Below are 22,066 nucleotides of genomic sequence, written 5' to 3' on the forward strand. Positions count from 1 at the left end.
AGTTACTTTGTCAACATACGAGAGATAACAAGTCGTTGAATCTCTTGTGTACCTTCGTAGATTTGTGTAATTTTCGCATCACGCATGAAGCGCTCAACTGGATAATCCTTCGTATAACCATATCCACCAAAGACTTGAACCGCCTCAGTCGTTACATTCATCGCAGTATCGCCAGCCATTAATTTTGCCATTGCAGATGCCTTACCATAAGGTAGACCATTCGATTCCAACCAAGCCGCTTGGTATGTAAGCAGTCGAGATGCTTCAATTTGAGTTGCCATATCCGCTAGTTTAAAGGATACACCTTGGTTGGCAGTAATCGGTTTACCAAACTGTACACGCTCTTTACCGTATTCAACTGCTGCATCCAAAGCCCCTTGTGCAATCCCTACAGCTTGTGCGGCAATACCATTACGTCCTCCATCAAGTGTTGTCATCGCAATTTTGAAGCCTTCTCCCTCAGCTCCAAGCATGTTTTCTTTCGGAACGCGACAGTTATCAAAAATAATTTCAGTTGTTGGAGATGAACGAATTCCTAGTTTTTTCTCCTTCTTCCCTACTGAGAAACCTTCAAAGCCAGCTTCAACGATAAAAGCAGTTGTGCCATGTTTAGCTTCTGGATCTGTGACTGCAAATACAACATATGTATCTGCTACTCCACCATTGGTAATGAAAATCTTCGAGCCGTTTAAAATAAAATCATCGCCATCACGTTTTGCATATGTTTTCATGCCACCAGCATCAGAGCCTGATCCTGGCTCTGTTAAGCCATATGCACCGATATGTTTACCTTCCGCCATTGGACGAAGATATTTTTGTTTTTGTTCTTCCGTACCGAATTTATAAATCGGCCAACCAGCAAGTGAAGTATGTGCTGATAAAGTAACCCCTGTTGATGCACATACACGTGATAATTCCTCTACAGCAATGACATATGCAAGATAATCAAAGCCTGCACCGCCGTATTCTTCTGGCCATGGAATACCTGTTAAGCCTAGCTCCGCCATTTTATCGAAAATTGCACGGTCAAACTCTTCGTTCTCGTCACGTTCAGCTGCTGTTGGTGCTACTTCATTAATAGCAAAATCACGAATCATTTCGCGTAATTGTTCATGCTCTTCTGATAATTGAAAGTTCATTGTCCATTTCCCCTTTTTCGTTAGACTTTGTTAGTGCTTTGATTGTTGATTTCAATTTTTGAAAATGTTTCAGGGTTATTGCTTCGGGAAACTGATCAGTACCCAAGCTTTTCCTTGAAGAATCAACATTGCAACATAACATCAGACCTTATTTAAGTAAATGTTTACTAATGACTAGCTTTTGAATTTCACTCGTACCTTCGTATATTTCGGTCACTTTTGCATCTCGGAAATAACGCTCTACTGGATAGTCTTTTGTATAGCCATAGCCACCAAAAATTTGTATAGCGTCTATCGCTGTTTGCACTGCCGTTCGAGAGGCAAAAAGTTTCGCCATCGAGGCCTCGGCTCCACACGGTAACCCTTTTGTGCGTAAATCCGCTGCCCGATAGACTAATAATTTTGCTGCTTCTACAGCAGTCGCCATATCAGCAAGTTTGAAGCCAACACCTTGTTGCATTGCAATAGGCTTTCCAAATTGAACACGTTCTTTTGCATATGCAGTAGCTGCCTCTAGTGCCGCTTCTGCAATACCTAGAGCTTGTGCTGCAATTCCAATACGTCCAACATCTAAGTTGGCCATTGCAATTTTAAAGCCTTCCCCTTCCTCCCCAAGAAGGTTCGTGGCCGGAATGCGACAGTTGTCGAATGTTAGTTGAACTGTACGTGAGCCGTGTAAGCCCATTTTATGTTCATCTTTACCTATGATTAAGCCCGGCGTTCCTTTTTCAACAATAAATGCTGAAATACCACGTGTTTTATCAGTAGGATTCGTTGAAGCAAAGACAATATAAACATCTGCTTCTCCACCGTTTGTAATAAACACCTTGGAGCCGTTGATGATATAGTCATCTCCATCTCGCACAGCTTTGGATTGTAAAGAGCCGGCATCAGAACCCGCGCTAGGCTCTGTTAAACAAAATGCCCCTAAATATTCACCTGCAGCAAGCTTTGGAACATAACGTTTCTTCTGTTCATCGTTGCCGAAATAAATAATAGGATTTGTTCCAACCGAAGTATGCACAGATAAAATAACCCCCATTACTGCACTAACCTTCGATAGTTCATTGATAGCAATTATGTACGATGTAAAATCCATCGCTGAGCCGCCTAATTCCTCAGGCGTCGTAATCCCCATTAAACCTAATTCTCCCATTTGTGCAAGGAGCTCACGAGGGAACTCGCCTGCCTCCATACGTTCTACCCATGGTTCAATTTTATCCTGAGCGAAATTACGAACCATATCACGCATCATTATTTGTTCATCTGTAAATTGTAAATGCATCTATAATGTCACCCCTGTATGTTGTCCCGTTGCATTACACCTCGTTTGAATCGTCCCATCCCCATAGGATTATTCATAAACGTAAAAGCCTCTTCCAGACTTTTTACCTAGCCATCCAGCTGCCACATATTTACGAAGCAATGGACAAGGTCTATATTTACTATCACCTAAGCCCTCATGTAAAATCTCCATGATGGATAGACATGTATCCAGACCAATGAAATCTGCTAATGTTAATGGCCCCATCGGATGATTCATTCCGAGTTTCATCACATCATCAATAGCTTCTTTCGATGCTACACCCTCATATAATGCGTAGATCGCTTCATTAATCATCGGTAATAAAATACGATTCGAAATAAAGCCTGGGAAGTCATTTACTTCCACTGGAGTTTTCGCTAATTTTACTGTCATGTCTTCAACCGCTTTGTAGACTTCATCACTTGTTGCTAACCCTCTAATAATTTCTACTAGCTTCATAACAGGTACCGGATTCATAAAGTGCATACCAATCACTTGCTCTGGACGATTTGTTACAGCTGCAATTTCCGTAATTGGTAAAGATGATGTATTCGTAGCTAAAATGGCATGTGCCGGTGCAATCTGATCAATTTGCTTAAAGATGGATTGCTTTACTTCCATATTTTCCACTGCTGCCTCGATGATAATATCTACGTCACTAGCATCCTGTAAATCTAGTGACATACTAATACGACCTAGAATAGCCGCCTTCTCATCCTCAGTTTTACGACCCTTTTCGACATCACGTGTCAGGTTTTTCGTAATTACTCCTAAACCGCGTTCGAAAAATTCTTGCTTCATGTCGTTCAGTTTGACATCAAAACCAGCTTGTGCACAAACTTGTGCAATGCCGGAGCCCATTTGCCCAGCGCCAATAACCATTACTTTTTGAATTCCCATCATTCGTGTCCCCCTGTTTTCGGTACTTCAATCATAATTGCATCACCTTGCCCTCCACCTGAGCAGATAGCAGCAATTCCGATACCACCGCCTCGGCGCTTTAATTCATGAGCAAGCGTTAAAATAATACGTGCTCCAGATGCTCCGATTGGATGACCTAGCGCAACTGCACCACCATTAACATTGATCTTTTCAGCATCTAAATCCGCCAATTGCTTGCTGACAAGAGCTACTGCCGCAAAAGCTTCATTGATTTCAATTAATTCAATGTCAGCTAATGATTTCCCCGTCTTTTTCAGTAATTTGTTAATGACAAGCCCTGGTGTTTGCGGGAAGTTCTCTGGCTCAATAGCAATCTCTTCGTGACCGATAATAACCGCAAGTGGCTCTCTGCCTTCACGAGTTGCACGTTCCTCACTCATTACTACTAGGGCACATGCACCATCATTAACGCCAGGTGCATTACCTGCTGTAATTGTTCCATCCTTGTCAAAGGCTGGTTTGAGTTTTGCAAGTACCTCCATTGATGTACCAGCTCTTGGTGCCTCGTCTGTATTGACTTGAAGCGGTTCTCCCTTACGTTGTGGAATTTCCACAGGCACGATTTCATCAGCAAAGTAACCTTTTTCAATTGCTGCAAGTGCACGTTCATGACTGCGAACAGACCAAGCATCCTGCTCCTCACGGCTTAACGAATATTCTTTAGCCGTTACATTACCGTAGCTTCCCATATGCGGCCTTGCCTTATTAAAAGCACATGTTAAGCCATCATATAGCATGCCATCCACCATTGTTGAGTCGCCCATGCGTAACCCTGTTCGACCATTTTGTAAATAATACGGTGCATTTGACATGGACTCCATACCACCAGCGATAATTACTTCTTCGTCCCCTAATCGAATTAGTTGATCTGCTAGTGTTACAGCACGCATCCCTGACGCACAAACCTTGTTAATCGTTTCTGTTTTCACTGCTATTGGTAAATTTGCTTTGATCGCAGCCTGCCTTGAAGGAATTTGGCCCTGTCCTCCTTGTAAAACGGAGCCTAAAATTACTTCGTTCACTTCATCAGGCGAAATATTCGCTTTCTCAAGTGCCCCTTTTATGGCGATTGCACCTAAATCACTTGCGCTTAATGCTGATAATGAACCACCAAACTTACCAAATGCAGTTCTTGCTCCTGCTAAAATTACAGCTCTATTCAAGTAAAACACCCCTTTTGTTTTACGTTCTAGAAGAAGTATTAGAGCATCTGCGTTGACTGAACGCTCGCTCGACCTCTTGCGATGAAAAATGGGAGTTAGTATCAATTATGCCTCGGCATAATTGCTTCTGGAATCGACTTTGTGCAAGCACAAAGTCGATTCCATGACATCCGCCGGAGGCTTTAACTTCTTTCAGCGGGTGTTTGGATACCCGCTGAAAGAAGTTTGATCAACTCCCATCTCCATTTAATCTTATTCTACAAAACAATTATTTATTGTGCAATTTATATTTTTCAGATAACTAAAATATTTCTGCAATAAACATCATTTTTCTGCGTTAGTTTCTGCATTCTCGTTTTGTTCGACACTGTCCACAGAAGCAACTACTTCTTCAACCATTACATCTGCTGCTTCTTCAACAGATTCCTCGACAGCTTTCACTTTTTCACCAAATACAGAACGCTCTAATAGTTCTGCAACATCGAATGTACCGATTGAATCCTCAACCTCTTTTGCCTTTGTACCATCCTCAAGCATTGTTAAGCAGTAAGGACATCCAGAAGAGATAACGGATGCATCAGTCGCTAAGGCTTGTTCTGTTCGTGCTACGTTAATACGGTTGCCGACATGCTCTTCCATCCACATTAAACCGCCACCTGCACCACAGCACATTGCCGTTTCACGATTACGCTCCATTTCCACAAGCTTAACACCAGGGATGCCACGTAATATCTCGCGTGGTGCATCATAAACATCGTTATAACGACCTAAATAACAAGAATCGTGGAAAACAATCGTTTCATGAACTTCGTAATTTAACGCTAGACGATTTTCATCAATCAATTGATTCAATAGTTCAGTATGGTGATAGACCTCGCCCTTCCAGCCAAAATCTTGGTATTCATTTTTAAAGATATTGTATGCGTGCGGGTCAATCGTAACGATTTTCTTCACGTCGTTTTTCTCAAATTCATCGATATTTGCTGTTGCCAGCTCTTGGAATAAGAACTCATTTCCTAAACGACGAGGAGTGTCCCCTGAGTTTTTCTCTTTATTTCCTAAAATCGCAAACTTCACGCCTGCTTCGTTTAATAAACGACAGAAAGCTAATGCAATTTTTTGCGAACGGTTATCAAACGCACCCATTGAACCTACCCAGAATAAATATTCCATTTCCTCGCCTGATTTTTTCAGCTCTTTCACTGTTGGAATATGAATTGTTGGATCTAGGTCACGCCAATTTTCTTTTTCTTTACGGTTTAAGCCCCAAGGATTACCTTGACGCTCAATATTCGTCATCGCGCGTTGTGCATCAGGATTTACTTTTCCTTCAGTCATCGTTAAGTAACGACGTAAATCAATAATTTTATCGACATGCTCATTCATAACAGGACATTGATCCTCACAGTTACGACAAGTTGTACATGCCCAAATCTCTGATTCTGTAATAACATCGCCAATTAAAGAAGGGTTGTAGATATCTTCAATGACTGCCCCCTCTGCGCCAGCTGCCATCGCTAACTGATTCCCCTTTGTATTAGCGAAGAATTGATAAGGAACCCAAGGCTTTTGCTTTGTTACAACAGCACCTGTAAATGTTAAATGATCACGAAGCTTCACGATTAAATCCATTGGTGATAGCATTTTCCCTGTTCCTGATGCTGGACACATATTTGTACAGCGTCCGCACTCTACACAGGAATATAAATCTAACATTTGTTTTTGTGTAAAATCTTGAATACGTCCAACACCAATTGCCGGAATATCCTCTTCATCTTCAGCATTTTCTAATGCTTCAAAGTCGATTGGAGTTAATGTACCTGTACGATCTAAACGGTTCATGTACACATTAATCGGGCTTACAATCAAGTGGAAGTGCTTCGATTGTGGTACATACACTAAGAATGTCAAAAGAATTAATAAGTGCGCCCACCACATTACATAGAAAACAACAGCAGCTGCTGATGCTGGTAAGAAGCTAAAAATAGCAGCAATGCCAGAAGCAACTGGCTCTGTATAAGTTAGTCCTTCCCCATGCCAAATTATTCCCATACCATTTGCAAGTAATGTAGATACCATTAACCCGCCAATGAAAATTAAGACAAGACCATTTTTCCAGCCTCGTTTTAGACGTACTAGCTTTTCAACATAGCGTCGGTAAAACGCCCACACAACAGCCACTAAAATCATCAATACTACGAGCTCTTGGAAGAATGTAAACACACTGTAGAAAACGCCAAGTGGTAAATGAGATCCAGGTACTAACCCCTTCCAAATTAAATCAATAGCACCTAGCTGCACCATCAAAAATCCATAGAAGAACATGACGTGAATTAAACCACTCTTTGGATCCTTTAATAGCTTGTTTTGGCCAAGTACATTGACCATAAGATAACCAACTCGTTCTTTAAGACTTTCATCAAACTCAACCTTTTTCCCCAATTGCACAAACTTATAGCGTGTTTTTAACAGATAGAAGAACAATCCTACTGCATAAAGCACAACCACGACTGTTAGAACAATGTTTGCAATTACTAATGGACTCATGGTTGGTCCCCCCTTTAGTTCGTCGTAATTTTCTCTCTTTGTGATAAATTTTCTAGCTCATACGTAAATGTACTTCATTCTATCATTATATTCCTATTCTAATAAATGAGTGAGCATTCAGTCAACATAAAACGGAAATATTTCTGATAATTTTATATTCTTACATTTTACAAGAAAAAAAGCCACCCTGAATTTTTCAAAGTGACTACTTTTTTACTTTCTTTATAATACTAATTCTCACCATAACGTGTGGTTGAATTCCGCTCCGCTACAGGGTCTCGGGCCAACAGATGTTTTTTGCGCGAAAGCGTAGTGCTAACGAAGCGTCAGCAATAGGGGTTCATTCTGCGCGAAAGCGTAGTGCAACGAAGCGACAGCAAAAGGGGTTTATCTGCGCGAAAGCGTAGTGCAACAAAGCGACAGCAAAAGGGGTTTATCTGCGCGAAAGCGAAGCGGCAGCGACAACAGCACCGATGTTGGTCACGAAGGCGTTATCACTGGACGTGATGGTTTTAGCCTTCGTTCATCTATTCGCTGATCTCCAAGTCGCTCTTAGTTGATAAAAACTGAAATTGTTCCGATAAAAACTAAAATTGTTCCGATAAAACGAGAAAACATTCCGATAAAAGCTAAAATTGTTCCGATAAAATAAGATTTTGTTCCGATAAATCTTAAAAGTATTTACAAAAAAATTAATTCACCACAATAACGTGAAGTTGATTTCCGTTCCGGCTGAGCGCTTTCCCGGGGCATCCGATGAGCCGCTTCACTCACGCAGCTCAATGTCATCCACAACTTTTGGTGATCAAATTATTTTTTAAAAACATTGCCGCTTCGAATATATTCGATATCCGCGACATTCAATCGATGATTTACAACCCGTGCTGCTGCAAATAAATAATCAGATAGACGGTTTAAATACTTTTGTACAATTTTCGGTACGTCTTCGATTTCCTTCATAAGTGTTACCATTTGACGCTCTGCTCGACGTGCTACTGTGCGAGCAATGTGTAAAGTTGCAGCTGCCGGCGCACCACCTGGTAAAATAAAACGCTGTAACGGTGGTGCTTCATCTGACAATGCATCAATACGCGATTCCAACACTTCTATCGGCTGCTCTGCCAGCTTATAATGACGTTCCTTCATGACGTTAGCAAGGTCTCCACCCGCATCAAAAAGCTCATGCTGAATCGTTTCTAAATCAATTAGAATATCCTTGAATAGCTCACGATCTAGTTCACTGACAGCCTTACCAATAAAAGAATTTAATTCATCGATGGCCCCATATGTTTCAACGCGTAAGCTATCTTTATCAACGCGTCCACCGATAAGACTTGTTTTCCCCGTATCGCCTGTTTTTGTGTAAAGCTTCATTTCTCTCATCTCCTAAAATTATTTTAATAATTTCACCTTGGCACAGCTTTCGCTACAGATAAACAATGCGTCCGGATTTTGAATTATGTCCAGTCCTGCACGAGGACCGACACGATTTCGGTAAAGCCACAGGATGTGGCGTTCTTACCGATGAAGGTCAGTTAGTTTTTCGCAGGATACGAAGGTTTGAGGCTGACATCCGCCGGAGGCATTACCTTCATACAGTAGGTTTATCTGCTGAATGAAGATAATTTTTTATTGCCTGTACAGTTGTTTCAAAAACACCTTTACCGATAATCTTACCTACATCTGTAATGGGACCTCCGTACAGCATTTCTTCCCCTTTTTGTGTCGCTGCAATTAATAAACTATCTGTAGCTGTACTTGTCGCAATAGTACCACTAAGTTCATCACGAATATTTTCCGATTGCAATGCCTTTGTTTTCGCCTCAGTAGCCGTCATCATTGCTTGGAAAAACGCTTCTTCTGATAAACAACCATTTACAATAACCCACGTATTTATAGTACCAATATGTGGTTCATCTTGTCTTTCATGTGTACGAGACACATCAACGGCGTTGCCAACTCCGGCCGTAACAGCAACAAGGACGCTGCCAAATGAAGCTTTAAATTCATTAATAGCTACAAGATTTGTTGGGACAGCTGTTAACATGACCACGGTACTTGTAGATGAAAAACGCTCTTTTAGTAAAAATCCAGCGACCTCTTTCTTTACATCACTAATAACATAATCAATTGGTACAGAGCGATTTATCAGACAATCATACCAACCGATACCCGGATTATGGACAGCTGAGGACACAGCTTTTAAAGGAAATTCTGATTGAAGCTTAATGTAACGATCTGTAACAGTGAAATTTTCTTTTGTAATGACAGCACGCTGCTGATGTTCAACTGAGGCTGGCATCATTGTAATTTGAGGCTTTGGAATTTCTGGATGTGCATAAGTTGCAACTCGGGCATGGTAAACGTCTTCGATTTGCGAAGCGATTAATACTTCATGCGGCGCCCCAAATGCCCGCATCCTCCCTTCCTCCATTAATAATAATTCATCACAATAGAGGGAAGCTAAATTCATATCATGTAGTACCATAATAACGGTCAAACCACTTTCAATTGCTTCCTTTCGCACCATATCTAAAATCTGACGTTGATGGGCAATATCTAGATGGTTCGTCGGTTCGTCTAGCAGTAATATTTCCGCTGTTTGTGCAAGAGCTTGGGCTACAAAAACTCTTTGCTGTTCACCGCCCGACAAAAATTCCATCGGTGTGTGTTCATAGCGTTTCACACCAGTTTGCATCATAGCATGTTGGACTGCCTGTTCATCACGATCAGTCCAGCTTGAAAAGAAGCCTGTTTGATGTGGATAACGTCCAAGTGATACTGCCTCCCGAACACTGTTTGAAAAAGCATTAGCATGTAATTGTGGTAGCACCGCCATTTTTTTTGCTAATGCACGAGCATTGTAAGAGCTAATATTTTTACCATCTACTAATATAGTGCCTGCAGTTGCTGGTAATATGCCACTCATTACTTTTAACAGAGTGGATTTTCCGCTACCATTTGGCCCTAAGATCCCTAGTATTTTGCCTTTTTCAACGGAAAAACTTATATCCTGGACGATAGGTACGTCTTCATAGCCGCCGGAAAGATGTTCAACAACAATCATGCCCGTACCCCCTTGCTTCTACGTTGCTTATAAAAAATATAAGAAAAAACGGGCGCCCCAATAAATGCAGTAATAACACCAATCGGTAGCTCTCTTGGCACAATAATAGTTCGTGCTATTAAATCACAAATAATCAGCAAAGTTGCCCCATTTAAAAACGATAATGGCAATAAATGACGGTGATCGGAACCCCAAACCATTCTCGTCATATGCGGCACAACTAAACCAACAAAGCCAATCGTTCCAGAAACAGCTACCGCTGCTCCTGTCAACATTGATCCACCCACTAAAATAATATATTTACTGCGCTTAACATTGACACCTAAATGCTTCGCGCGCTCTTCACCATATAACAGAACATTTAACTCGCGTCTTTGTGTCCAAAGCATGATTGAGCCAATTATTACAAACGGGATAATCATCTGAACGTATGGCCAACCACGCATCGATACTGAGCCTAGCAGCCATCCGATTACTTGGCGTAACTCCTCACCAGATAATGCAATCATTAATGAAATCAAGGAACCTAAAAATGAACTAAATATAACCCCTGTTAAAATAAGAGTTTCCATTTTTAGCGAGCGGTCTACTATTCTAGCAAAGCCCATGACAGCAACCATCGTTAATATGGCACCTATCATACTAAAGGTCGGCAATGTAAAATGGCCTACTACAGGTAGAGATATACTAAAAAAAATCGTCAAGACTGCGCCAACTGATGCACCAGAGGAAACACCTAACGTATAAGGATCAGCCAAAGGGTTTTTTAATAAGCCTTGAAAAGCTGCCCCTGCAATTGCAAGTGACGCCCCTACAAGCCCTGCTAGCAGGACTCGGGGTAATCGAATTTTCCATAAAATATTGGCAGCTGTTTCATCAGCCGCCTTATTCCACAATACTTCTAGCGGAATATGAACTGAGCCTATCGCTACACCACACCAGATGCTAATGATTAGAAGCGTAATTGCTGTTACATAGGCTACAATTGTTTTACTCATTTAAACTCCTCAGGGTAGACGGCTTTCGCTAATTCCTCAAGACCATCTGCTAAACGAGGACCTTGACGACTTGTTATATTTTCATCTACTTGTACTATGGCTTTATTTTTTACTGCCGTAATTGTCTCAAAGCCTGCACGTTGTGGAATTTTCTTTAAAATATCTGGTACATAATTATATGCCACAACAATGACATCTGGATTTTTCGCGATAATTTGTTCAGCATCAATTTGATACCAGTCATTAACATCTGCTGCCACATTTTCGGCATGAATCATTTCTAGCATTTCATTCATAAATGTACCTTTACCAGTTGTATAAATTTGTGGCTCATCAGAAGATTCTACAAAGACTTTCTTTGGCTCAACACCATCAAGTTTCGTTTCAATCTCTTTAACTTTCGCCTTCATATTTGCAACAATTTTTTTAGCTTCTTCTAGTTTCCCTGTTGCTTGACCAAGCTGTTCAATCGTTGTGTAAGTTTCATTAAAGTTTTTTGCATCCGCTACAACAAATACTTTTACACCTGCAGCCTCAAGTTGTTCAATTGCTCCTTTTGAATTCCCCATACCCGATGCATGTGCAAAAACGATATCTGGCGATAACGCAATAATTTTTTCAACATTGTAATCCATACCGCCAACCTTATTTTTTTTAGTGGCCTCTGCTGGATAATCGTCATTGTCTGTCACACCAACTATTTCATTATTTAAGCCAAGTCCAAATAAAATTTCTGTATTACTCGGAATGAGAGAGACAATCTTTTCAGGAGGCGCCTCTAGCGTAATATCCTTGCCAGTAGCATCCGTTATCGTCACTGGAAATGTTGCTTGATCTACTTTTGTTGTCTCTTGTTGCTCAGAAGATGACGGCTTTTCATTTGTTGCCTCTTTAGTATTACATGCAGCCAGCAAGCCAAGAGCTAAAAATGCTGATAATCCTATTTTCCAAATTTTCTTCATGTGAATCCTCCTTAGTCTATTTGTGCATATAGATTTTAACGACTTGTTTTTCTGATTTACCGATACATTTTAATTTTTATCTTCTAATATCGTGGGTTTATCAACTAACATTGTGAGTTTATCGCCCACTTTTTTAAATTTATCGACATTCATCTTCCAAAACAAATACCCCTCATCATAAAACAATGAGGGGGTCAAATTTGCACAAAAATACATATACAAAATCCACCATCCTATCCTCGTAGGCTATAACGTGTTTTCTATAAAGGCAGGTCTCCTGGCTTGTGCTTCATACGCTTTTTCAAGCCTTCCCGAAATTTTCAGTGGCGCAGATTGAAAAAACTCACACATACAGTGGCGGGACCGCATCGGAATTACACCGATTTCCCTTTTCACTTTACTTAAGTAAAGAACCTTTATAATATTCAGTTGATTGTATTATACATGAAAATTAAAGAAGTCGCCTCCATTCGAGACGACTTCTAATCAATCAATTATGCCCGGCATACTTAAAGAAGTTAAACTATATCTGAAAAATATTGCACCGTTTTCATTGGTGCACCCATTTCACGCAATGCCCATGTGTCCTCTAAATAAATATCTGCTAGTTTCTCATATTTGCCGCCGAATCTTTGTGCCCATTCGACTGCTACCACACTTTCATATAAATGCGCCATTTTCTCTGCGACTTTTTTTGCCTCAAACGTTTTCGTTGCATCATTTAAACGGCTAAATGTTTGCAAAGTTGAATCTAGTTTTGCTAATTGCTCCACTACAATTTCAACTAATGGATCGTCAGCTAGTTTTTCTAGACGTTCTCCCATGACACGAACAAACATTTCGTGCACATGGAACTTTTCAACTAAACGAATAAGCTCTAAAGCTAAAATATTCGCAGTTCCCTCCCACACAGTAAGTACCTGTGCATCTCGTAATAATCGAGGTGTAACAAAATCTTCAATATAGCCGTTTCCGCCATGTAATTCAATGGCTTCACTAGCATAATGTACAGCTTGCTCTGCCGTTTCTTTTTTCATGATAGCAATATACAAGCGATTCAAAATGATGTCTTCTTTATTCCCCTGTCCACTAGTTACTTTATCGTACAGCTGAATAAGATCAAAAACCGTGGCAACTTCTACATGAAGCTTTGCAGCGAACTTCCCTAGTGTGTCCTGAATCATAGGATATTGCGTTAAAGGCTTACCAAAGGCATGTCGATTTGTCACATAATGCTTCGCCTCTAAATAGCCGCGGCGAATGATGCCAATAGAAGCAACCGCATTGCAAATTCTTGATAAATTAAGCGCCTCTAACATATAGTAAATTCCTTTATTCGGGTCACCTACAACATATGCTAGCGCACCATCAAATTCCACCTCACCAGAAGGTACTGCTCTAACGCCAAGTTTATCCTTTAAACGACGAATGCGCAGGTTATTAACAGTGCCATCGTCATTTCGCCATGGAACTGCAAACAATGTTAAGCCCTTTGAACCTGACTGAGCTCCTTCCATTCGTGCCAATACCATGGTTACTCCACACATTCCTGCGTTAGATGCAAAATATTTCTCCCCATATAAACGATACTGATTGCCGTCCTTTCTTGCCTCTACAACATTCGCCCCAACATCAGAGCCACCTTGTCGCTCCGTTAAAAATGTTGCTCCCTCATATAGCTCTGTGTCTCCTGTTGCACATACATGTGGTAAAAAGCGCTCCTTCACCTCATCACTTGCATAATGATCAAGTAAATAAGCAGTTGCCATTGTTAAAGTAACAGGACAGTAAAAACCTGGCTCAGCATGTGAAAGTATATAGCCTTGAGCAAAGCTATACACATAATTGCCCTTTCTACCTAATTGCGGAATATCCTTATGCACATAACCAACAATGCCGGTATTGTACGTCTCTTCAATCGTTTTTTTATAACCATCGTTGACCCAAATCTCTGACACTTCTTCACCATAGGCATTATACCTTTGTAATCGAGGTTCCCCCTCTCTATCCGTATGTTTGGCTCTCACATCAATATCTCCAGCACAAAGCTCACCGAAATCTGTTAGCTCACGTGTTGCATATTCCATAAACTCTTTATCAAGCATCATTTCTAAAACTTTATGAAGCGTATCATTATCTTTAAAAAAGTTTTTTGTTTTCATTTCTTCCTGCTGTAAAACTTTCATGCTATCTCACCTCTTGCCCCTTCAAGGATTGTTTTAGTATTTTGCCCGATGCATTTCGTGGTAGCGCTTCTACACGTTCAAATATGCGTGGAACTTTATATTTAGCAAAATGCTCCTCCAAATAAGTTTTAAGTTTGTCCTCGTCAATTTCCGTTTTAGCGGCATAAACAGCCTTCACCGTTTCTCCCCACTCAGGATGTGGCACACCGATTACAGCCACTTCAAATATCCCCTCATAGCTCAACATACTATCTTCAATTTCTTTCGGATAAACATTCACACCGCCTGAAAAAATGACATCCTTTTTACGATCAACAATCCAAATATAGCCGTCCTCATCTAGGCGAGCTAAGTCACCTGTTTTCAGCCAGCCATCTATAAATGCAGCCTTCGTTGCAGTATCATCCTTGTAATAGCCCAGCATATTGCCCTCACCAAATATCACAATTTCTCCTACGTCACCAACACCGACATCTTCTCCATTGTCGTTAATAATACGAAGCTCTGCTCCCAGTGGTGCACGCCGACCAACGCTCCCCGCCTTCGTTGCATGCTCTTCACCAAATAATATTGAACCGTTTGGACCAGCCTCAGTTAAGCCATAAACACACGTTAAATTTTCTGTTCTGAAAGCTTTTTGTAAATGGCGAACTTCGTTTTGTGATAACGGCGCTCCACCATAAGCCCACCATTTCATCGATGACAAATCAGTTGTTTGCAATCTTGGCAGTTGGGCAGTTAACAAATAAGCAACAGGTGCGCCAAAGAAATGTGTCGTTCTTTCCTGCTCAATTGAATCAATAAATAAATCAGGTGTAAATGTTGGCGTTAGCACATTGGTCGAGCCTACAAATACTCCTGCCATTAAAAATAAATGTAATGGGGCTGAATGTGTCAACGGCATCATAAGAAGGATCCGACTTTCTGGCTTTACTTCCATTTCCACTGCAATCATTTGCGCTACAGTTAAAATATTGCGATAGCTAAACAAGACACCCTTTGGTTTTCCCGTTGTACCCGAAGTATATAAAATCGTTGAAACATCATCTTCATTCAACTGACAATCAATTGTTTGAATGCTTGCATGTTGAATAAGAGTTTCATAGTTTAGCCAGCCAGCCTGCTCTTGACCTGTTTTGATTTTTAAAGGAATTACCGCGATATTTTCGACTGCTGCAAAAATTGCCTCATGTACTAGAATAGCTTTAGCATCAGCATGCTGCGCTACATACTCAACCTCTTGCAGCGTAAATTTCGCATTTACTGGAACGACAATAGCCCCAATGCGCTGAATAGCAAAATAGCTAACAACAAACTCTACAACATTAGGCATAAAAATGATTACTTTATCGCCTTGCCGGACCCCCTGCTCTAACAAAGCATGACTAAGACGTGTCACTTGCTCATCTAAATCACGATAAGTCACCCGTCTGCCCTGACAAACAACAGCTTCACTCATAGGGTACTTTCGCGCATTGCGTGCTAACAAATTCGAACTATTCATCGTCCATCTCTCCCTTTAAAGTCGCTAATTTTTCTGTAAAAATGCCTTGTAATTGCTGTATCTCCTTTTTAATCTGTACAAGCTCTGCAATTTTGCAATCAATCTCTTGAATTTTTTGCTCCCCATATTCGACCGTACGCTCCAACTGCTGAATGCCCGTACGATCATAATCAAACAGCAATACCATCTCCTTGATCTCCTCAAGTGAAAAACCGTAACGCTTCCCCCGGAAAATAAGCTTAAGCTTCGCTAATTCTTTTTTTGAAAAGGTTCGCTGATTAGTAGACGATCGATTAGGATTAAGCAGCCCCAGCTCCTCATAATAACGAATTGTCCGTGTTGAAACATTAAACTCCTTAGCCACTTCCTGAATCGTCCTCAATATCATCCCCCCTTCCAATTTTCATTCAGTATACCATTGACGCTAACGTAAACTTCAACAAGATATCTGAATTTTAAAGAAAATTATTGATTTAAGGAGATGAATCAAGATATTTCAATGGTGCCGTTCTTCAGTTAGGGTGGGTTTTCCATTGCTTTGGAGATCCTAGCCGTCAGTTTGGCGAGGCTTTCCGTCATTTTGCCGGTTCTATCCACGATTTTACTGGTTCTATCCACGACTTTGCTGATTCTATCCAATTTACCTTTTCTATCCGTCACTTCGGCGGGGCTTTCTGACACTTCTGCTTCTATCCGTCGCTCTAATGATTCCTTCCGTCGCTTCGATGACTCTTTCCGTCGCCTCGGTGGGGCTTTCCGTCGCTCTGGCGATTCTTTCCTTCGCTTCGACGATTCTTTCCGTCACTCTGGCGGTTCCTTCCGTCGCTCAAACGATCCTTTCCGTCGCTCCAACGATTCCTTCCGTCACTTCGGATTCTTTCCATCGCTCCAACGATTCTTTCCGTCACTTCTGATTCTTTCCGTCGCTTCGACGATTCTTTCCGTCACTTCTGATTCTTTCCGTCGCTTCGACGATTCTTTCCTTCGCTTCGGATTTTTCCGTCGCTTCGACGATTCTTTCCTTCGCTTCGGATTTTTCCGTCGCTTCGACGATTCTTTCCGTCGCTCTGGCGATTCTTTCCGTCGCTCTGGCGATTCTTTCCGTCACTTCGGATTCTTTCCTTCGCTCTGGTGGTTCCTTCCGTCGCTCCAACGATTCTTCCGTCACTTCGACGATTCTTTCCTTCGCTTCGGAGCTCTCCGTCGCTCTGGCGATTCTTTCTGTCACTTCGAATTCCTTCCGTCGCTCCAACGATTCTTTCCGTCGCTCTGGCTAATCTTTCCGTCTCTCTGGCGATTCTTTCCGTCACTTCGGATTCTTTCCTTCGCTCTGGCGGTTCCTTCCGTCGCTCCAACGATTCTTTCCCTCACTTCGGATTCTTTCCGTCGCTCCAACGATTCTTTCTGTCTCTTCAGCATTTCATTCCGTCCCTCCAGCGATCCTTCCCTCGCCCCGTGGCTCTTCCCGTCACGTCAACAACTCTGCTCTTGCTATCAAATCCATATCCACACAAAAAACCCCCGGCACATTGTCGTGCCGGGGGCTAAAAATTCTATTATTACATTTTTTCCGGTGCAGAAACGCCGATTAAGCGTAATGCGTTGGCAATTGTTGTACGCACAGCAGTGATAAGGGCTAAACGAGCTTCTGTTAGCTCTTTATTTGAAGCATCTAATACTTTTTCAGCGTTATAGAAGCTGTGGAATGCAGCTGCTGTTTCTTGAATATAGTTGGCGATTCGGTGTGGTGTACGGTGCTTCGCAGCATCTGCTACCATTTTCGGGAAGTCACCCACTTTTTTCAGTAAATCGATTTCTTTTTCTGCAGTTAACAGAGTTAAATGATCTGTTGTTGCAGCAAAGCCTTGCTCATTAGCTGAGCGTAAAATTGAAGAAATACGTGCATGTGCATATTGTGCATAATACACTGGGTTTTCATTTGATTGAGATACGGCAAGATCAAGGTCAAAGTCCATGTGAGAATCACCTGCAGTTTTCACGAAGAAATAACGCACTGCATCTAGGCCAACCTCTTCTACAAGCTCACGCATTGTAACAGCGTTCCCTGTACGTTTAGACATTTTGAACTTCTCACCGTTTTTATAAAGCTGAACCATTTGGATGATTTCAACTTCAAGCGTATCACGGTCGTAGCCAAGTGCCTGAATAGCAGCCTTCATACGTGGGATATAGCCGTGGTGGTCAGCTCCCCAAATATTAATTAATTTATCAAAGCCACGTACAATTTTGTCCTCATGATATGCGATATCTGGAGTCAGGTATGTGAAAGAGCCATCATTTTTAATTAACACACGGTCTTTATCGTCGCCAAATGTTGTTGAACGGAACCAAGTAGCACCGTCTTCTTCAAATACATGACCATTGGCTTTCAGTTTATCTAACGCTACTTCGATTTTGCCGTTTTCATATAGTGAAGTTTCTGAATACCACACATTGAAGTTTACACGGAAGTTTGCAAGGTCTGTTTTTAACTTGTCTAATTCTAACGCTAAACCATGTTGACGGAAGAATGCAAAACGTTCTTCATCAGATTTTGCTAAAATTGCATCGCCATGTTCTCCTGCTAGTTTACCAGCGATTTCAATAATATCTGGACCGTGGTAGCCATCTTCTGGCATCTCAGCATCCATTCCTAAAGCTTGCTTATAACGCGCTTCAAGTGAATAAGCTAAATTATTAATTTGGTTACCTGCGTCGTTAATGTAGTACTCACGAGATACTTCGTAACCTGCCATATCTAGCACATTACATAATGAATCCCCTACAGAAGCTCCACGCGCATGGCCTAAATGAAGATCACCTGTTGGGTTCGCAGATACGAATTCAACTTGAACTTTTTCTCCTGCGCCAGCATTAGAACGACCATAATCAGCACCTTGCTCAAGCACTGCTTTTACTACATCTGTTAAGAAATCTTTACGCACAGTAATATTCATGAAGCCAGGGCCAGCAATATCGATTTTCTCAATATCTGTACCTGCTGTGTCAAGATTTTCTAAAATAGCTTCTGCAATCGCACGAGGTGGTTTTTTTGCTAATTTCGTTAATTGCATAGCAATATTTGTTGCATAGTCTCCGTTTGCTTTATCCTTCGGTGTTTCAAGGTGAATATTTAACTCTGTGCCAGCATCGACTAAGCCAGCTTTTTCAACAGCCTGCGCAATCGCTGCTTTAATGGCTTGTTGTACTTGTTCTACTGCGTTCATCATTGTACCTCCGTAAATGTAATGTCTAATGTATAATTGCCAACGGATTGCCCACCCATTAGTAAATCGTACTGTACATGGAAATCTCCGCTTACTGCCTGCTTTGTAAACATCATTTCTTTCGTGTCTATGACGAGTGGCATTGAACCGAATTCACTTTCATAATGACCCATTTGTTGTTCAATTATGTTAAGTGGTAGTCGCATTTTCACTGCTCCATTACGCATAATTAATGCCTGCTCACTGCCTAGCTTCATAGTTGTGCGGATGGTTTTATCCTCCTGCACTTCTTCATATTTCAAATATATGCTTCCTGCTTTTTCGAGTAGCTGCCCTGTCAGCAACATTTCATAACCTTCAGACTCCCCATCAATCGGGCGAATCTTAGAAATGAGCTTAATGTTCACCTGCGATCTCGCTTCGTTCGCCATTATGGACGCTCCCTTTTAAATGATTTTACTATAACCTTCTTATTATAGGATGAATCCTTATATTTTTTCAAGGTAGAAGTATGTATTCTATCCGATGTGGCAGTAATTTGTTTATTATTTAATGATTGACACAAATTGCCTGTAAATCTACAGTTATATTAAGAAATTGGAATATTCAATTATTTCAAAGAAATGAGGGTTGCTTTATGTTAACACTTGAACAAATTCACGCTGCTAAACGAAGAATTTCATCTCATATATATGAAACGCCTATTATTCGATTAAATGGGCTCGATCAACTTTTAGGATGTCACGTCTACATAAAAGCCGAGAATATGCAAAAAACAAACTCCTTTAAGCTTCGAGGGGCTCTCAATAAAATGCTTTCCATCCCGTTAGAACAATTACAAAAAGGCGTAGTCGCCGCATCCTCTGGTAATCATGGCAAAGGTGTTGCCTATGCTGCCAAGCTTCTAAATAGTAAGGCGACAATTGTTCTACCAGATTCAGCTCCTACCGTTAAGGTTGATGGAATACGTGCCTTAGGTGCAGAGGTTATACAGTGTAAGCTGACAGAAAGACATGTTCTAACAGAAAAACTCAGTCGTGATAATAGCTTTTGCAACATACATCCTTACGATGATTACGATATTATGGCAGGACAAGGAACAGCAGGTTTGGAAATACTAGCACAGCTTCCTGATGTCGATACTATTGTTGTTCCTATTGGGGGTGGTGGATTAATTAGTGGCGTTGCAACTGCTATAAAATCTATGGCCCCTCATATCAAAATAATTGGTGTGGAGCCTGCTGTTGTTTCGCGTTATAGCAAAAGCTTAGAAGTTGGCGCAAGATTGCTTTTAGAGGAACAAAAGTCTTTGGCTGATGCCTTGCTAACTTTACAGCCTGGAGAACGGAACTTTCCAATTGTTCAACAGCTTGTCGATGAGGTTGTTAGTGTAGATGAAGTACTTATTCAACATGGGATGAAAACCTTACTTTCAGAGGGTAAAATTGTCGCAGAACCCTCCTCTTCTATCGGCATTGGCGCTGCCCTGCAAGGAACTTTACCTATTCGTAAAAATGAAAAAGTGTGCTTCCTTATTACAGGAGGCAATGTTGGATTATAAGCCTTGACATAAAAAAGCATCCACTCAAATTTAATGAGTAGATGCTTTTCGTGTTTATACGTAACTCTCAGGATTTTTTAAATTCATAACAGCCTTTTTAGGAAATAAAGCTCTCCAGAAATAAATCGCTAGACCAATTAACACTATACAATGAAAAACATAAATAGAAACGGCAAGTACATTTGGCTCACTGTCAGTCAAGAAAGCTATAAAATCGTGCATAGCATGCCAGACAATCGGGAAAATAATACTTTTTGTCTTTGCAACAATCTCTGCACAAACTAGCCCAAAGAGGAATGCAAAAGTTATTTGTAGTAATGTCATAAATAAATCAGCACCGGAAAGTATATTTGCAAGATGTCCGATACCAAACAAAATTGAGGAGCCGATAATAGCCGCTTTAAGCCCTTTCACTGATAAATATTTGAGAATTAGGCCACGGAAAATAAACTCTTCAAAAAGACCAACGGCAATAACAAATAGAAACAAAATAAGTACATATTGCGCAGAAAAACCATCTCGCTCTGTAATACCACTAAAGAATGCAGTCAACTCAGAAATAACGATAACAGCCATCCATGCCTCTGCTTTAAACTTTCTAAATCCGAAATCTTGGAAAGAGAATTTACTTTTTTTCATGATCCAAAGAGTAACTAGTACACCAACTGCAAAGGCAATAAATTGAATCAAAGTTATAGAGCTTAAACTACTTATATTTTTGACAGCTATAATTACACCAGCTATGGTAGGAAAAACAATTGCAAGCAAAGTAAATAATATTGATAAAAGAATAGGTGAATTTTTCATCTTCATTTATCTTCTCCATTCAATAATTTTTGTTTAACGCCCTCAAATACGTTTTTTAAAATATCTTCAATTTCCGAGCTATCTAAATCGCAAGTATTCGTCGCACACATTGTCGCAATACCATGTGCAGTTAACCATATATCGATAAATAGGGATCTAGCGGAGGTTTGAGTTAATCCTGTTAATTTTGAAATTATTGCTATAATCCCTTGGTTTTCTACGTCATTTAATAAATCCGAAAAGCTGGAGATTTTATATTTATTAGATAGGAATAAAAGCTCAAATAACTTTTTTTCTTCGCGAGCAAAGTTAATATAAGCTAACCCCATTCCTAAAAAAGAACTTTCTTGTAAGCCTTGAAACATTCTTTCGTTGTATAGATTGCCAGCCCTTTCATATAATGCATACTTCAAATCGTCCATACTCGAGAATAATCGAAATATAGGCTTTGTCGAACAACCTAACTCTTTTGCTAAATCTCTTGCATTAACACTATCAATCCCACTCTTCCTAACCATTTCAAAAGCACAATCCATTAAAATTTCCTCTGTAAATCGCTCTGTTGGTGCCAAAAAAATTACCTCCTTTTAATAGGTAACACTTGTTACCTATAATGTAACAGTAATTTCTTCCCAATGTCAATAAGGTATTCAAAAA

The 22,066-nt window shown here is 40.6% G+C and carries 18 protein-coding genes and 1 riboswitch; of the genes, 2 read left to right on the top strand and 16 right to left on the bottom strand.

Annotated elements, in window-relative coordinates:
* Nucleotides 1–2: 2 nt before the first annotated feature.
* The 12 genes from JNUCC51_RS08710 to JNUCC51_RS08765 all read right to left on the bottom strand — a co-directional run bounded on the left by JNUCC51_RS08710 (nucleotide 3) and on the right by JNUCC51_RS08765 (nucleotide 16,196).
* A complete protein-coding gene (locus JNUCC51_RS08710; protein ID WP_100546237.1) occupies nucleotides 3–1,139 on the bottom strand; it encodes an acyl-CoA dehydrogenase in 1,137 nt (378 codons plus the stop codon).
* A 148-nt stretch (nucleotides 1,140–1,287) separates the two neighbouring features.
* Nucleotides 1,288–2,424 carry an acyl-CoA dehydrogenase gene (locus JNUCC51_RS08715; RefSeq protein WP_337991653.1) on the bottom strand — a complete coding sequence of 379 codons (1,137 nt, stop codon included), beginning with the start codon at nucleotides 2,422–2,424 and terminating at the stop codon, nucleotides 1,288–1,290.
* A 69-nt stretch (nucleotides 2,425–2,493) separates the two neighbouring features.
* Nucleotides 2,494–3,345, bottom strand: coding sequence for a 3-hydroxybutyryl-CoA dehydrogenase (locus JNUCC51_RS08720; RefSeq protein WP_337992207.1), 852 nt, complete (start codon nucleotides 3,343–3,345; stop codon nucleotides 2,494–2,496).
* Nucleotides 3,345–4,550 carry an acetyl-CoA C-acetyltransferase gene (locus JNUCC51_RS08725; protein WP_337991654.1) on the bottom strand — a complete coding sequence of 402 codons (1,206 nt, stop codon included), beginning with the start codon at nucleotides 4,548–4,550 and terminating at the stop codon, nucleotides 3,345–3,347. Before JNUCC51_RS08725 ends, JNUCC51_RS08720 begins: the two co-directional genes overlap by 1 nt.
* A gap of 324 nt (nucleotides 4,551–4,874) precedes the next feature.
* The gene (locus tag JNUCC51_RS08730) at nucleotides 4,875–7,097 is read right to left on the bottom strand and encodes a heterodisulfide reductase-related iron-sulfur binding cluster (protein WP_337991655.1); all 2,223 of its coding nucleotides are present in this window, start codon (nucleotides 7,095–7,097) and stop codon (nucleotides 4,875–4,877) included.
* An 810-nt stretch (nucleotides 7,098–7,907) separates the two neighbouring features.
* Entirely contained in the window at nucleotides 7,908–8,471 is a 564-nt protein-coding gene (locus JNUCC51_RS08735) for a cob(I)yrinic acid a,c-diamide adenosyltransferase (protein WP_337991656.1), read from the bottom strand.
* 217 nt (nucleotides 8,472–8,688) lie between these two features.
* Nucleotides 8,689–10,164 (bottom strand): adenosylcobinamide amidohydrolase, encoded by a 1,476-nt coding sequence (locus tag JNUCC51_RS08740; RefSeq protein WP_337991657.1) that lies wholly within the window; start codon nucleotides 10,162–10,164, stop codon nucleotides 8,689–8,691.
* Nucleotides 10,161–11,162 (bottom strand): FecCD family ABC transporter permease, encoded by a 1,002-nt coding sequence (locus tag JNUCC51_RS08745; RefSeq protein WP_100544192.1) that lies wholly within the window; start codon nucleotides 11,160–11,162, stop codon nucleotides 10,161–10,163. The genes JNUCC51_RS08740 and JNUCC51_RS08745 overlap by 4 nt, the downstream gene beginning before the upstream one ends.
* Entirely contained in the window at nucleotides 11,159–12,124 is a 966-nt protein-coding gene (locus tag JNUCC51_RS08750) for an ABC transporter substrate-binding protein (RefSeq protein WP_337991658.1), read from the bottom strand. The genes JNUCC51_RS08745 and JNUCC51_RS08750 overlap by 4 nt, the downstream gene beginning before the upstream one ends.
* A 250-nt stretch (nucleotides 12,125–12,374) precedes the next feature.
* Nucleotides 12,375–12,557, bottom strand: a riboswitch (cobalamin riboswitch).
* An 85-nt stretch (nucleotides 12,558–12,642) separates the two neighbouring features.
* Nucleotides 12,643–14,310 (bottom strand): acyl-CoA dehydrogenase family protein, encoded by a 1,668-nt coding sequence (locus JNUCC51_RS08755; protein WP_337991659.1) that lies wholly within the window; start codon nucleotides 14,308–14,310, stop codon nucleotides 12,643–12,645.
* Between the two features lies 1 nt (nucleotide 14,311).
* Nucleotides 14,312–15,814 carry a class I adenylate-forming enzyme family protein gene (locus tag JNUCC51_RS08760; protein ID WP_337991660.1) on the bottom strand — a complete coding sequence of 501 codons (1,503 nt, stop codon included), beginning with the start codon at nucleotides 15,812–15,814 and terminating at the stop codon, nucleotides 14,312–14,314.
* Entirely contained in the window at nucleotides 15,807–16,196 is a 390-nt protein-coding gene (locus tag JNUCC51_RS08765; RefSeq protein WP_337991661.1) for a MerR family transcriptional regulator, read from the bottom strand. Before JNUCC51_RS08765 ends, JNUCC51_RS08760 begins: the two co-directional genes overlap by 8 nt.
* 156 nt (nucleotides 16,197–16,352) lie before the next feature.
* On the opposite strand from JNUCC51_RS08765, the gene JNUCC51_RS08770 reads away from it, so the two are divergent.
* Entirely contained in the window at nucleotides 16,353–17,444 is a 1,092-nt protein-coding gene (locus JNUCC51_RS08770; RefSeq protein WP_337991662.1) for a hypothetical protein, read from the top strand.
* Here the strand turns inward: JNUCC51_RS08770 and argS are convergent.
* Both argS and JNUCC51_RS08780 read right to left on the bottom strand, forming a co-directional pair.
* A complete protein-coding gene (gene argS, locus JNUCC51_RS08775; protein ID WP_337991663.1) occupies nucleotides 17,374–19,041 on the bottom strand; it encodes an arginine--tRNA ligase in 1,668 nt (555 codons plus the stop codon). The two genes, JNUCC51_RS08770 and argS, sit on opposite strands and share 71 nt — an antisense overlap.
* The gene (locus JNUCC51_RS08780; RefSeq protein WP_328007791.1) at nucleotides 19,041–19,472 is read right to left on the bottom strand and encodes a YwiB family protein; all 432 of its coding nucleotides are present in this window, start codon (nucleotides 19,470–19,472) and stop codon (nucleotides 19,041–19,043) included. Before JNUCC51_RS08780 ends, argS begins: the two co-directional genes overlap by 1 nt.
* Nucleotides 19,473–19,678: 206 nt before the next feature.
* Between JNUCC51_RS08780 and JNUCC51_RS08785 the strand changes: the two genes are divergently transcribed.
* Entirely contained in the window at nucleotides 19,679–20,602 is a 924-nt protein-coding gene (locus JNUCC51_RS08785) for a threonine ammonia-lyase (protein WP_337991664.1), read from the top strand.
* Between the two features lie 54 nt (nucleotides 20,603–20,656).
* Here JNUCC51_RS08785 and JNUCC51_RS08790 read toward each other — a convergent pair whose 3' ends face one another.
* Nucleotides 20,657–21,415, bottom strand: coding sequence for a CPBP family intramembrane glutamic endopeptidase (locus tag JNUCC51_RS08790; protein ID WP_337991665.1), 759 nt, complete (start codon nucleotides 21,413–21,415; stop codon nucleotides 20,657–20,659).
* Nucleotides 21,412–21,981 (bottom strand): TetR/AcrR family transcriptional regulator, encoded by a 570-nt coding sequence (locus tag JNUCC51_RS08795; protein ID WP_337991666.1) that lies wholly within the window; start codon nucleotides 21,979–21,981, stop codon nucleotides 21,412–21,414. The genes JNUCC51_RS08790 and JNUCC51_RS08795 overlap by 4 nt, the downstream gene beginning before the upstream one ends.
* Between the last annotated feature and the right edge of the window lie 85 nt (nucleotides 21,982–22,066).

The organism is Lysinibacillus sp. JNUCC 51 (genome assembly GCF_015999525.1).
GTDB classification, from domain to species: Bacteria; Bacillota; Bacilli; order Bacillales_A; family Planococcaceae; genus Lysinibacillus; species Lysinibacillus xylanilyticus.

What these genes read in the sequence shown, in the direction of transcription:
- JNUCC51_RS08785 (WP_337991664.1), top strand. Translation starts at nt 19,679, where the DNA reads ATGTTAACACTTGAACAAATTCACGCTGCTAAACGAAGAATTTCATCT.
- JNUCC51_RS08720 (WP_337992207.1), bottom strand. Translation starts at nt 3,345, where the DNA reads ATGGGAATTCAAAAAGTAATGGTTATTGGCGCTGGGCAAATGGGCTCC.
- JNUCC51_RS08745 (WP_100544192.1), bottom strand. Translation starts at nt 11,162, where the DNA reads ATGAGTAAAACAATTGTAGCCTATGTAACAGCAATTACGCTTCTAATC.
- JNUCC51_RS08715 (WP_337991653.1), bottom strand. Translation starts at nt 2,424, where the DNA reads ATGCATTTACAATTTACAGATGAACAAATAATGATGCGTGATATGGTT.
- JNUCC51_RS08760 (WP_337991660.1), bottom strand. Translation starts at nt 15,814, where the DNA reads ATGAATAGTTCGAATTTGTTAGCACGCAATGCGCGAAAGTACCCTATG.
- JNUCC51_RS08730 (WP_337991655.1), bottom strand. Translation starts at nt 7,097, where the DNA reads ATGAGTCCATTAGTAATTGCAAACATTGTTCTAACAGTCGTGGTTGTG.
- JNUCC51_RS08755 (WP_337991659.1), bottom strand. Translation starts at nt 14,310, where the DNA reads ATGAAAGTTTTACAGCAGGAAGAAATGAAAACAAAAAACTTTTTTAAA.
- argS (WP_337991663.1), bottom strand. Translation starts at nt 19,041, where the DNA reads ATGAACGCAGTAGAACAAGTACAACAAGCCATTAAAGCAGCGATTGCG.
- JNUCC51_RS08740 (WP_337991657.1), bottom strand. Translation starts at nt 10,164, where the DNA reads ATGATTGTTGTTGAACATCTTTCCGGCGGCTATGAAGACGTACCTATC.
- JNUCC51_RS08790 (WP_337991665.1), bottom strand. Translation starts at nt 21,415, where the DNA reads ATGAAGATGAAAAATTCACCTATTCTTTTATCAATATTATTTACTTTG.
- JNUCC51_RS08750 (WP_337991658.1), bottom strand. Translation starts at nt 12,124, where the DNA reads ATGAAGAAAATTTGGAAAATAGGATTATCAGCATTTTTAGCTCTTGGC.
- JNUCC51_RS08710 (WP_100546237.1), bottom strand. Translation starts at nt 1,139, where the DNA reads ATGAACTTTCAATTATCAGAAGAGCATGAACAATTACGCGAAATGATT.
- JNUCC51_RS08735 (WP_337991656.1), bottom strand. Translation starts at nt 8,471, where the DNA reads ATGAAGCTTTACACAAAAACAGGCGATACGGGGAAAACAAGTCTTATC.
- JNUCC51_RS08780 (WP_328007791.1), bottom strand. Translation starts at nt 19,472, where the DNA reads ATGGCGAACGAAGCGAGATCGCAGGTGAACATTAAGCTCATTTCTAAG.